10 protein-coding genes and 1 pseudogene are annotated in these 12,328 nt (G+C 45.0%); 1 reads left to right on the top strand and 10 read right to left on the bottom strand.

Annotated elements, in window-relative coordinates:
• Positions 1-49: 49 nt before the first annotated feature.
• Positions 50-883, bottom strand: a complete 834-nt coding sequence (locus tag ACTO17_RS03280; RefSeq protein ID WP_172539472.1) for an MBL fold metallo-hydrolase — start codon at positions 881-883, stop codon at positions 50-52.
• Positions 884-1,187: 304 nt separating this feature from the next.
• Between ACTO17_RS03280 and ACTO17_RS03285 the strand changes: the two genes are divergently transcribed.
• Positions 1,188-2,213, top strand: a complete 1,026-nt coding sequence (locus ACTO17_RS03285; protein ID WP_482556887.1) for a LacI family DNA-binding transcriptional regulator — start codon at positions 1,188-1,190, stop codon at positions 2,211-2,213.
• A 390-nt stretch (positions 2,214-2,603) separates the two neighbouring features.
• On the opposite strand, the gene ACTO17_RS03290 is transcribed toward ACTO17_RS03285, so the two are convergent.
• From ACTO17_RS03290 to ACTO17_RS03330, 9 genes and pseudogenes are all read right to left on the bottom strand, one after another.
• Positions 2,604-3,974: an MATE family efflux transporter gene (locus ACTO17_RS03290; protein ID WP_482556888.1), complete on the bottom strand. Its 1,371-nt coding sequence runs from the start codon at positions 3,972-3,974 to the stop codon at positions 2,604-2,606.
• Positions 3,975-4,004: 30 nt separating this feature from the next.
• A pseudogene (locus tag ACTO17_RS03295) lies at positions 4,005-4,160 on the bottom strand (GNAT family N-acetyltransferase); the annotation flags it as partial.
• Between the two features lie 164 nt (positions 4,161-4,324).
• A complete protein-coding gene (locus ACTO17_RS03300) occupies positions 4,325-4,447 on the bottom strand; it encodes a hypothetical protein (protein WP_482556889.1) in 123 nt (40 codons plus the stop codon).
• Between the two features lie 133 nt (positions 4,448-4,580).
• Entirely contained in the window at positions 4,581-4,730 is a 150-nt protein-coding gene (locus ACTO17_RS03305; protein WP_172539475.1) for a PTS glucose transporter subunit IIA, read from the bottom strand.
• Positions 4,727-4,849, bottom strand: a complete 123-nt coding sequence (locus ACTO17_RS03310; protein WP_482556890.1) for a hypothetical protein — start codon at positions 4,847-4,849, stop codon at positions 4,727-4,729. The genes ACTO17_RS03305 and ACTO17_RS03310 overlap by 4 nt, the downstream gene beginning before the upstream one ends.
• Positions 4,850-4,887: 38 nt before the next feature.
• A complete protein-coding gene (locus tag ACTO17_RS03315; RefSeq protein WP_482556891.1) occupies positions 4,888-6,402 on the bottom strand; it encodes a response regulator in 1,515 nt (504 codons plus the stop codon).
• 62 nt (positions 6,403-6,464) lie between these two features.
• Complete coding sequence (locus tag ACTO17_RS03320; protein WP_482556892.1) at positions 6,465-8,192, bottom strand: sensor histidine kinase; 1,728 nt, start codon at positions 8,190-8,192, stop codon at positions 6,465-6,467.
• Between the two features lie 60 nt (positions 8,193-8,252).
• Positions 8,253-8,921, bottom strand: coding sequence for a DUF624 domain-containing protein (locus tag ACTO17_RS03325; RefSeq protein ID WP_172539588.1), 669 nt, complete (start codon positions 8,919-8,921; stop codon positions 8,253-8,255).
• A gap of 96 nt (positions 8,922-9,017) precedes the next feature.
• Positions 9,018-12,158, bottom strand: a complete 3,141-nt coding sequence (locus ACTO17_RS03330; RefSeq protein WP_482556893.1) for an alpha-mannosidase — start codon at positions 12,156-12,158, stop codon at positions 9,018-9,020.
• Positions 12,159-12,328 lie beyond the last annotated feature (170 nt).

Here is a 12,328-nt window from a genome sequence, read left to right on the forward strand (position 1 = left end):
ATTTTCCTCCTTCATTTTTTTGTTTTGCTGAAAACAACTGTTTCCATCCTCAAAACTTAACTTTCATTCCGTCATAAGCTGCAACCAGCCCATGCTCCCCGGCAAACTCTTCCAATTTTTTGTGTGTCATGCCGCCATTATGTGAAAAATGGCTGATGACCCTAACAGTATCCGGATGAATACATCCCTTCTCCTCCAGCATCTTTGCAAATGCAATGTCATCCGCCAACCCCATATGGTAACCTTCAGTCTTCATCCTGCCCATGGTAGCGTCCAGAGATATCAGGTCATATTTGTGGCTGAAGATACATTCCCATGCCTCATCGCTCAGGTTCATTCCCGTATCATGGCCATATAAGAGGCATTTCCCATCCTTCTTAATAATATAGATCAGGCAGGTCTCCCTTTTATCATGATCTGCTGGAACCGGAATGATATGGTAGCCATCCGCCATAAAATCAGCAAACGGCTCCAGCCTGATGAATTTGACCGCATCGTCCAGGGGATGCACCTTAAACCGGTCAATCAGCACGGCATCATAAAACGCTTTTTCCACCGCTGCATTTCCATATACATGCAGCAGCCCTTTCGAATTATGCCCGAAGTGTTCATGCCTGTGGATCAGCTCAACCGGGAAAAAATGATCCATATGGGAATGTGTAATCAGCAAATGCTGAATCTGCCCAAACATCAAAGAATAGCTGATAGCATGCGTGTATGTGTCCGGCGGAAAATCAATAAGGATTTTTCCATCCACGACAGACTGTGTTCTGGTTCGCACCTCCTTCCCGCCGATGTTTCTTGCCTTTCTGCAGGTTTCGCAGTCACAGAACAGAGCCGGCAATCCTTCTGCTGCTGCAGTACCCAAATACTGTATTTCCATAGCGCTCTCCTTTCTTCAGGGTGGATTTTCCACGCCTTCCATTAAATACAGATATCATATTTCACAACATTCATACAGACGGTTCCATCTGTATCAAACACGATCCCGTCTGCCTCCATAGGGGTATGGAAGATAGCAGACATCACCTTTTCCCTCCATTTAAAAATAACCGATTTCATAACCGGTTTCATAACCGGTTACTTAACCAGTTTTTAATTAGGATTGATTTTTCTGTTTTGCACTGCTATACTAAAGATAATATAAAGAAATGTTCTTGTTGTAATACCCAATTTTGGAGGTTCATATGGATAAAAAGAAAGTAACATTTGATGATATAGCAAAACACACCAATTTTTCCAAAACAACAATATCCCGGTATTTTAATAATCCAGATTCGCTTACTGTAGAAAATCAGGATATAATCGCACAGGCGCTCATTGATTTAGGCTATCAAAAAAATAAACTTGCCAAAGTGCTGGCAAATGGAAAAAGTGAATTTGTGGGCATCATCATCCCTAACCTTTATCTTCATTATTACGCCGAAATGCTAAATCAGATTTTAAATACTTACAAAACATTCGGATATAAATTTCTGGTTTTTGTAAGCAGGGGCAGCGCCGAAACAGAGCGGGAATATATTCAAGAATTGCTTGCGTACAAGATTGAAGGCATGATCATCCTAAGCCATGACATTCCCTCCAGCGAACTTGCCTCTTATAATATCCCAATCGTCGCTATTGAACGCGAAGACCAGTATATAAACAGTGTAAACACAGATAATTATATGGGAGCTGTCCAGGCAACCAGCCTACTAATCAAAAACAATTGCGACGTTTTAGTTCATGTCAACTCTGTTTTTCCAAAGGCCATCCCCTCTTATGGCCGTATTCAGGGTTTTGAAGACACCTGCAAAGAAAATGGCATCAGACATGAATTGATTTTAAGGGATTTAGGACACTCCCCGCAGAAAATCCATAAGATAATGTCAGAAATATATGAGCAATTAGAAAGAAAATACCCAGACCAAAGAAAAGGATTATTCATGCCAACCGATACCCACGCAAACAGTATGCTGAATATTATTTTCCGAGAATATGGTTCACTGTCAGATGAATACCGTATCATCGGTTTCGATGATTCCCCAATTGCAGCACAGGCAATCCTCCCAATCAGCACTGTAGGCCAACAGATTGAAAAAATAGCATACGAAGCTATGGAACTGCTGGTAACACAAATGAATGAAAAGAAGAAACGCCGCCCAAAACCGCAAACAGAATTGATCCACAAAAAGATAACGCCTATTCTAATCAGGAGGGACACAACAAAGTAAAGAATTTATTCATGTTTTTTAATCTTTCTTAAGAGGGGGCAGATTTGCGATCACTGCGGCAGCTTGTAACCGCCGCTCCCATGCCGCCTGATGCAGCCCCAAAGCCAAACAAGGGATTCCAGCAAAACCTAACGTGCCGGAATCCCTTGTATTCAGCGGTTTCCCCTATAGTCTGTTCCTTCCCTTTGTATCAAAGATACCATTTGATTTTGCTAAAACCCCGTGATTTTTTAGCATACCCCATGCTTTTTCCCGTACTCCACGATTTTTCCTATACTCTGTGATTTTTATAAGCGGCTGTGGAAATCCAGAGAATTTTCCCGTTTACTCATCCTGCCCCATACTCGGCACATATAACTCTTATTTTCACGGTATATACCTTTCATTCCATCATGTTTCTCCCAAAGTCAGATTCTTCGTATACCGCACCATTTTCAGGACTACATAAACTGCAACCAGCAATTCTGTAACCGGCATAGCCAACCAAACCGCATCTGCCCCTGCCACAGCCGGAAGAATGCAGATCAGCAATCCGCTGACCACGGCGCCCCTGGCAACAGAAACAATAAAAGAAGCCATCGGTTTCATCAGCGTCTGAAAATAGTAAGTAGAAAAAATATTAAACGGAAGCAGCAGGAAAGAAATACCATAACTGCAAATAATACCCGGGGCAATAGCCAGGATCTCCTCCGTTGGCGTCATAAAAATACGGACGAAGGAATTGGGGACAAAAACAGCAAGTGCCGTCCAAACCACGCCAAACACCGCCGCCGTTCCTAATGCATATTTCAAAATCTGCACAATCCGTTTCCCTTTTCCAGCGCCAAAATTCGCAGAGAGCATCGGCTGGGACGCCTGGCCTATGCTGTAAGCACAGCACTGGACAAACGTGCTGATATTGATGATGATGCCGTAGACTGCCAGCGCATCCGTTCCCAGGTATTTCAAAATCTGCCTGTTAAACAGCATAGTAAGAATCCCCATCGCCACATCGATAAAAAAGGTGGAAAAACCGGTGATACAAATGGACTTCAGGATGAAAAATAATTTCACAGGTTTTACAATCCTTAAAGTATTCTTTTTACTGCGAAAATGTGTCAGCATCACCAACAGGGAAAAGACAGATCCCATGGCGGTTGCAAGGCCTGCGCCCATGATTCCCATCCCTAACACAAACACAAAGAAATAATCCCCAAATACATTAAAGATTCCGCCAAACAGCACCGCCTTCGTTGCAAGGGCAGGATTCCCATCGTTGCGCAGAAAAGCTGACATAAGCTGTGTGAACAGGAAACTGGGCACTACAAATTTAACCGGAAGCAGATAACTCCTTGCCAGAGGGAGCAGCGTTTCCTCCGCCCCGAACAGCCGCAGCAGCTCCGCATCGAAAAAGACCACTGTCAGCCATGTAAGTGCAGCCAGAACCGCCGACCCGATAACCGCAGCAGTAAAGTATTCATTAGACTTTTTCTGATTCTGCTCAGATTCTCCGCGCAATGTAGTAAAAAGCACAGAACCTCCGATTCCCATAAGCAGCCCAAGGCTGTATATGATATTCCAGACAGGGGCAACCACAGCCAGCGCCGCCGTGCCTTCCGGTCCCTGATACTGTCCGACCATCGCCATATCCACCGCACCGTAAATGGACGAAATCAGCGCGCTTCCAAATGCTGCGGCCAGATACTTAAAATACATTAGTTTGATTTTACTTGTAAGCAGATCCATATCGTTTCTTTCCTCCTCTGATCTCTTCCTTCCCATTAAAATAACTCCGTCTTCCCTTTCAAAACCATGCTTTTCATAAAACCCCGGTAGCATGCCTTCATTTGCGGTAATCAGGTTTATGCTTTTGATTCCGCATTCTTCCATCTCCGCAAGACAGCATTCCAGCAATTTTGTTGCAATGCCTTTTCTCTGGTAATCCGGCAAAACCGCAAGGTCATTGATCTGGAAAAATCTTCCATAATGAACAGCATTTTATAATATAACTTCCCATATCAATAATCCCTCCCTGCCACTCGCCATCCGTCATGATCTGTAATGATTCTTCGTGATGTTTATACATTTTGCACCCTTACCATTTTCCTTTTTTATTTTTCGCAGCATACACTCTATTCTTCCGTTTTTCCATCAGCAGACCCATAACGTTCTCTTCCCCACAATTTCCCTCCGCTTCCCCAAAATAAAAAAGCCGGATAAAGAACAGACCTTTCAATCTGCGCCTTATCCAGCATATTACTTCTCCTGAGCAATATACCCTCCGAGCTCGTAATAATTATATTATTAAAAACAGCGCTGTTTGTCAAGCCAATTCAGAATATCTTCTCTAATATAATCAATTTGATAATCATCTTCCACATACCTTTATCAAAAGTTATGAATCAACAGTTCCTCTCCCTTATCAGGAAGAGTTGCAACGCCTTTTCCAAGAACACCGGAGGAACATGCAGCGTCCGTTACTTCAGAAAGCGGTATTACTTTTCCGGCCAGAGGACTTACAAGGATTTCTTTTTTCACTGTACTGCTTTTTTCTGCTGTTCTCCCTCTTCTTCATCTGCTTTACAGAACAAAAAGGTAAGAACAAAACCAAGAACCGCTGCCGCCGCTGCTCCAATAACTGCAATTGTTAGAAACATAAGATATATTATTCACCGGAATCCCTTCATACCGGTTGTCAGTATTTCTTCATCTCCCGCAGGGAAGCCGGAGACACACCATAACACTGTTTAAATTTCCGGTAAAAATAACTGGTATCCGGATACCCCACCTGTCTTGCAATATCATTGATTTTCATATTCGTGTTGAGTATCAGATCCTTTGCAATTCCATTTTTGGTATTACGTAAATAACGGGCAAAAGAACATCCCACTTCTTTCTGAAAAATCTGCCCCAGATAAGACGCGTTCATATGGTATTTATACGCCAGGGTTTTCAGGTTCATATCTTCCCTGTAATTGAGCTGCACATCGGCAATAATCTGGCGCACCACGGGAGTATACTGGGAATCCTCTTCATGCATACAGGCGATAATTTCTGTAATTTCAGAGATAAACGCCGTCTTAATTCCATGGATATCCTCCGCCCGGAAAATCGTTTCAATCAGATCGGTCAGCTCCTGGAAATTACCGGATTTAAGCTTGTATTCTTTTTTGATTTCTCCAAGCAGCACGGCCATTTTTACCGCCATCTGATACAGGGAACTTGCAGAAGCGTCCCTGCTGATTTTGTTGATAAACAAATCTTCCATATAGCCCACCGCAGCGTCCGTTTCTTTTTTCAGGATAAACCTGCGGAGCTGATCCTCGTCCATATTTACGGACTCTGTTGTTCTGTCCTGAATCTGTCTCTGGCTGATACAGGTTCCGTACCCTTCCAGAATCAGATACTTCTGCAGCTTCCGGGCCGCCCGGTAGCTTTCCGGAAGCTGGGCGATACTCTGAAATCCAGTTCCCATACAGATAAAAGTCATCACATTGAACCTGCTTTCCACCTGATTCTGAAGTTCTGAAAAATATTCCTGGGCCTGAGTTTCATCCGCCATATTGCCTGTTAAAACCATCAGCAGGCTGTCCGGGGGCAGATGAACGATTTTCAGATGCTCCGCCTGCTTCAGCTCCACAATCACATCCGTAATTTTTTTCTCTTTCAGGCCCTCCATGTTCCATTTCATCAAAGCGGCATAATACGTTCCGTGATCTGCAGAAATCCCAAGCATTTCCGCATACTGACGGCCCTCTTCCCCTTCAGTCTGGCCGTTTAAAAAATGCATCCACTGGGTTTTCTCATCAATATACTGAATCTTTTTCTTGTCCATTTCATCCAGCTTTTCCACTGTCTCCCGAAGCTGCCGTTCTAATTCTTCTTCATCAATGGGCTTTAAAATATAATTTTCCACTTCCAGGCGGATGGCCTCTCTGGCATAGGCAAATTCATCATATCCGGTCAGAATAATAAAACGCACCTGCTCTTCCTTCTCCCTGATTCTCCGAAGAAGCTCCAATCCGTCCATTTCCGGCATACTGATATCTGTCACTACAATATGTACAGGCTCTTTTTCCCACATTTCCAATGCTTCTGCGCCGTCATGGGCCATATGCACCACCTGAAGGCCCAGAGACTCCCAATCCAGAATATTCCGAATCCCCTGCAAAATCAATTCCTCATCTTCCACAATCATTACTTTTTTCATATTATTCTCCTCCAATTGTCCAATACACAGCTCCCTCAGCCTTTCAGGCTGCTACAGTCTGATTACTGACCGGATGGAGCGCTCTCTTCCTGCGGCTGAAACCTGAGAATCACCCTCAGCCCTCCGCCCGGCCTGGCCTCCATATGAATTCCGTATTCCTTTCCGTACACGGCTTTCAGCCTGCGGTTTACATTTGCAACTCCGATGGACGCCCTTGTTTCCATAAAATCTTCTGCCAGCTCCCGGTTTTTGGCCGCTAACACCTTTTCTTCCATTCCGTTTCCATTATCCTCCACCACAATTCTGACCTCTTTCCCCCGTTCCACGGAAATCCGAATGAAATTATCCTTCTCCTTCATCCGTATCCCATGGATAAAATAATTCTCAATAATAGGCTGCAGCACAAATTTAATCACCGGAATCTGCAGATATTCCTCTGGGCACTCCAGAATCGTCTCAAACTGTCCTGGATAACGGAATTCAAAAAGCTCCATATATTTTTTACTGTAATGAAGCTCCTGAGCCAGCGTAATCACATCCGCCTCTTTCAACTGCGCCCGGAAAGTCACTGCCAGGCTGTAAAGCATTTTCCCCACCTCCCGGTCGCCGTTGCAGATGGCCTTCATGCGCACGGCTTCCAGGGTATTGTAGAGAAAATGAGGGTTAATCTGATTTTGAAGAGCCGCCATCTCCGCATTTTTCTGTTCAATTTCCGCCAGATACCGCTTGTTGATATGTTCCTCCAGGTTAATGCACATTTCATTGAAATAGGTGGAGATCACATCCAGTTCATCTCCGTTTCTGTCGGAAGGAATGCGCACCTTCAGATCTCCCTCCATAACCTTCGTCATTCCATCCAGAATCCGGTCCAGCCTTTTTTCCAGACGCTTCAGGTGATACCTTACAAACGTTTCGCCCAGAGCCAGGGTCCCAAGCCCCACTAAAAGAATCATCAGAATCACAGGCGCCGGAACCGCAGAGGCCCTGCTTTTCTCCAGATAGCTGATGGTATGGTATCTTCCGGTCTGGGTCTGCTCCACATAAGCCCCCAGAAAATTTTCCAGCGCTCCGGCCTTTTCCACCTTCATAATTTCACTGATCTTATATTTCCCATTGGAATCAAACACCCTGGTTCCCGCATCATTGTAAACCGTCAGCTCTGCTTTGGAATAGTATCTGCGGATGCTCTCAAATTTACTGCTCTCAAAACCGAGGAGCATACATCCTCTCACCTGCATATTGACCGGATCTCTGATTTCCTTCAGATAGAAAAAACAGTCCTCCTCCACCAGGTCTCCCTGTTCCAGACGCTGCAGAAAACCCTTGTCCCCGTATCTTTTATAGCTTTTTCCATCCCTGGTATACTCTGTCACCACACCCCGCTCATAACTGTACAGCATAATTATGCTTAAACTCTGATACGCCTGAAACCCGTCTTTAAAAAACGTTTCGATTCCCTTATACTCTCTGATTTTACTTTCATAGTAGGTATCCAGACGGTACTGCTGATAATCTGCCGGCCCATCTGTCAGACAGTGCAGCGCGTCATTCAGTTCCATGTCTGATTTATATAAATCCTCATGCATATATTCCGCAATATCCGAGGTTTCCTCCAAATAGGAATCCGCCGATTCGCGCATCATTCCCATATAATCCAGATTTTGCTCCAGAAAACGGTTTCTCATACTGGTAAAAAAATAAACCATCATGGCCAACACCACGCAGCATAAAATAATCGTATCTATACAGAATAATTTTCTGTACAGCTGTCCTGACGTTCTAATTTCCATTCTGTCCCTCTTTAAAACCACAAAAAGGAAATGCAAATTTTGCATTCCCTGATTGTCTTTTTAATTTTTACTTTCTAACTTCTGCATAATACTCTGATTCATAAACATAATCAGAAATCCGTAAACGCTGCCCATAAACAGCACGGTAGTCCCCGCTGAAATCTCAAATGCCGCAAGAAGCACTGCAAACGCAGCAAGGTTCCCCAAAGTGGCGCCGGGTCTTGCAATCAGCAGAGTTACCGCTGTTTTGACAATCTGCGCATTTCCCATTTCATACCGGCTGACCAGAAGATACAGATTAGGCGTAACAAGCAGAGCTCCTGCAAACAGCAGAATAAATACAATTGCAAGAGGCAGAATCCGAATCTGCAGGGTGAAAAATTCAATATTCGTCCAACAGATTAAAATTGCCAGTAACTGCCCGGCCCCAAGTTCGATTTTCTGCAGAAAATCCGAACAGTAGCCTTTCTTATAATCCGCAAATCCTCTCGTCTCCGTTCCGTGAATCAAACGGTTCATGGCATACATTACTGCTGAAAGGGCCGGAGCCATGGGAAGCAGGCACAGCAGGAACAATGGAAGGCATTCCCGTATCTGGCCTGCGCCGACAAACAGCAAAAACAGCAGAACCGGAAGATTTGAAATCACAAACAACAGATTTATAATAACAAAATAACATACTTTTTCACAAAATCCCAGTACTTTTTCAATACGGAATAATTCTCCCATAGGAAGGCGCCTCCTTTTCCTTTGACCGCCGCTTCCTGCAAACCAGACCTTCAAACTGTATCTTTGCGCCTGTTTCACAGGAAGCTGTCTGACAGATTACTGAATTTCCACCAATATGGTTTTAATCTCATATGCGTGAAGCGTTACATGAATCCCGTCTCCGGTAAAGCCGCACAGAGGACGTTCACGCAAATCTCCTTCCGCCCAGGCTTTCCATGGCACGCCAAGCTTTACTGACGTTTCCTGTCTGGAGCCTGCAAATTCATGGAACCGGAGCACAAGATATTTTCCGTCTTCTGACTGCTTCACCGCATCCAACTCCACCTGGTCATTGTCGAAGGACAGGAAGCTTTCATACGGCAGCAGGCTCTTTCCGGAAACAGTTTCCATGGGCTCATTTAAGGCGAAGGCCTCCTGCACCACAGCGCCTTCCACAAAATCTCCTTTGTGGGGAAGCAATGCGTAGGTGAAGGTATGCTCTCCCTGATCCTGCAGGTGATCCGGCTGTGTTCCTGCCCGAAGCAGGGAAATCCGCATTACATTATCCTTGATGTCATGCCCGTATTTGCAGTCATTTAACAGGCTGACTCCGTAATTGCGCTCGGATAAATCCGCCCACCGGTGAGCCACTGTCTCAAATTTAGCCTGATCCCAGCTTGTGTTCCAGTGGTTGGGCCGTCTCACATTGCCATACTGCACGTCATAAGTTCCGTAAGTGGCGCGGATATCCACCGGAAATGCCGCTTTTAAAAGCTGATGCTGCTCATGAAAATCCACATTTGTGCAGAAATCAATTCTGCGGCTTCTGCTGTAGAGAATCATATCCTGCCGGATATTGGAATTCATGTACTCCCACTCCATATGGATGCGCATGGTAAGGGGCCCCATCTCTGTAATTTCAAAAACAGTAAGCTCTGTGATTTCACGCATTTTTTCCTGATAAAAAATATCAATATCCCAGGCATCATTATCCAAGGGCTTATCCTCAAAGACCTGCAGCACATTTCCCCGCTGCCCCTCTGGCAGCACATTCCGACCGTAAGTTTTATCAAACAGCTTTGCAATCTGTCCGTAATGATTGATGGTCATCTGATAAAACGGCGTATCTATTTCCCTGCCGTGAACAGAAAATACTGCTTTCGGAACATCCTGCTTCTGTGACTCAAATACAATGGTCCGGGTGCCCAGGGACGGAACTTTTTTCACTTCCACATAAGTGCATCCCTGGCCTTTTTGGGAAACAAGCACGTTTCCGGCGCTGTCCCTGAAAATGCCGTCAGAAGTTTCCGGAACGGTTACCACCTGATCCAACTCCCATCCGGAAGCATTGAACACGGTATAGACATGCTCTTTTTGTTCCAGAATTGCCTCATGGGCGTCTTTTTCCACATTTCTGGCAATCTTTTCAATCAGGCCATAATCTTTTCTGGCATCTTCATACACTTCATGAATGGAGGAGCCGGGAATAATGTCGTGGAACTGGTTGGTCAGAATATGTTTCCATCCTCTGGTCAGTTCTTCCTGCTTTCCTTCTGCCAGACTGCCTTTCTGCAAAGCGGCCATTACGGTAAGCCCTTCCGCCCTTCGGTAGAGCAGCTCCATTTTCCGGTTCATACGCTTATTGTACCCCTGACTGGTATAGGTACCCCGGTGATACTCCAGATACAATTCCCCATCCCAGGTATGTACATACTGATCCGTATCCTCCACCGTACGATGCAATTTTTTAAAGTACTCGCCTGCCGTGGATATTTTCAGATTGGGAAGCCCCGGAATCTTATCCATCCTTCTGCGGTATTCCAGCATATCCCGGTTTACGCCGCCGCCCCCGTCGCCGAACCCGAAGGAAATCAGCAAATCCCGGTTCATCTGCTTCTCACTGTACTGATCCCATACGCCCTTTACCGTAGAAGGAAGCAGTTTTCCATTATAGGTGTAAAACCAGGAACCCGGCTCATTCCAGGGCTCCGGCGTAGTGATAAAATGGGTCAGAATCTCGCTTCCGTCAATTCCCTTCCACCAAAAGGTGTCGTGGGGCATCCGGTTATACTGGTTCCAGCTGATTTTGGTGGTCATAAAGGTATGTATTCCCGCTTTTTTCAAAATCTGAGGCAGCGCCCAGGAATATCCGAACACATCGGGAAGCCACAGATATTCCACTTCCCTGCCAAATTCATCTTTGATAAACTTGCTTCCAATCAGGATCTGCCGTGTAAGGGATTCCCCGCTTGTAAGGTTGCAGTCTGCTTCCACCCACATGCCGCCGTCCACTTCCCAGCGCCCTTCTTTCACCTTCTTTTGGATATTCTCATAAATATCCGGAAATTCCTGTTTCATGTATTCATACAACTGAGGCTGAGTCTGAAGGAAAATATATTCCGGATACAGCTCCATCAGCCGGAATACAGTGGAAAAAGAACGGGAACATTTTTCCCTGGTGTGCTTTAACCGCCACAGCCAGGCCACGTCAATATGGGTATGCCCCACACAGTAGACATTGATCAGGGAATTTTTGTCCATTCCATCAATACTTTCATTCAGACAGTCATCGGCCTGATGAAGCGATTCATAAAACAATTCGCTGCCCGGAGATGACCAGTCAATGCAGTGACAGGCACTGTCTAAAGCTTTGCGCAGTTCATGCTGCACAGGATTGCCTTCCTCAAGTATCTGAATGGTCTGCCAGACCATAGAAGCCAGATAGTGAAAATCATCTGCTTTTTCATCCAGCCAGGCCAGATCTGCCCGGGCAATCTTATGTTCCTGCTCCTTGGGCGCTCCGCCGCCTTCCAATCCTGACCACAGGCGGAACATAAGGTTTACAGAAGTTCCGCACAGGCTGCTGTCCAGAAATACTTCTTTATGGTTCACGTCCACGCCCTGGTACATGCTGCCGTTCACATAGAGCATGGACTCAAATCCGGAATTATTGCCTGCTCCGGTATTTCCAAAGTCAAAAATGCCGACGATTTTCTTTTCCTTCCATTCATCTGGAATTATAAGTTCTTTATGCAGCCAGAGATACCTGTCTCTTCCTTTCCAGGTGTCTCCTGTTTCTATGGTTTCCCATTCTTTGCCGGATGCGCTGCCGCTGCCCGGGAATGCTGGAAACTGCGGATTTACCACACCCTGATGATCCTCTGCGGCATCAAAATATTTCATAGGGATAATATCCCTGTAACGGTACGGTTCTAATTCCTGGATGCGCCGCTCTAATTTTCGGTCTGTCAAAAACATAGTGTTTTCCTCCAATTCTGTTACATTCCTTCTGCTTTGTATAGTCTTATCCTATCACGACGGAAACATTTGCTCAATTCAAAAGATTCTATATTTGGTGTACAAATTTCAGCAGAAAAATTTCAGTAAAAAACAAACCGGTAAACTGTGATTTTTCAAAAGTTTATCGG

The sequence above is a fragment of the Petralouisia sp. genome (genome assembly GCF_056822245.1).

Excerpts from the sequence above, each read along its gene's own strand:
- ACTO17_RS03320 (WP_482556892.1), bottom strand. The coding sequence starts at position 8,192 with ATGGAAATTAGAACGTCAGGACAGCTGTACAGAAAATTATTCTGTATA.
- ACTO17_RS03325 (WP_172539588.1), bottom strand. The coding sequence starts at position 8,921 with ATGGGAGAATTATTCCGTATTGAAAAAGTACTGGGATTTTGTGAAAAA.
- ACTO17_RS03300 (WP_482556889.1), bottom strand. The coding sequence starts at position 4,447 with ATGCTGGATAAGGCGCAGATTGAAAGGTCTGTTCTTTATCCGGCTTTT.
- ACTO17_RS03280 (WP_172539472.1), bottom strand. The coding sequence starts at position 883 with ATGGAAATACAGTATTTGGGTACTGCAGCAGCAGAAGGATTGCCGGCT.
- ACTO17_RS03290 (WP_482556888.1), bottom strand. The coding sequence starts at position 3,974 with ATGGGAAGGAAGAGATCAGAGGAGGAAAGAAACGATATGGATCTGCTT.
- ACTO17_RS03310 (WP_482556890.1), bottom strand. The coding sequence starts at position 4,849 with ATGTTTCTAACAATTGCAGTTATTGGAGCAGCGGCGGCAGCGGTTCTT.
- ACTO17_RS03285 (WP_482556887.1), top strand. The coding sequence starts at position 1,188 with ATGGATAAAAAGAAAGTAACATTTGATGATATAGCAAAACACACCAAT.
- ACTO17_RS03315 (WP_482556891.1), bottom strand. The coding sequence starts at position 6,402 with ATGAAAAAAGTAATGATTGTGGAAGATGAGGAATTGATTTTGCAGGGG.
- ACTO17_RS03330 (WP_482556893.1), bottom strand. The coding sequence starts at position 12,158 with ATGTTTTTGACAGACCGAAAATTAGAGCGGCGCATCCAGGAATTAGAA.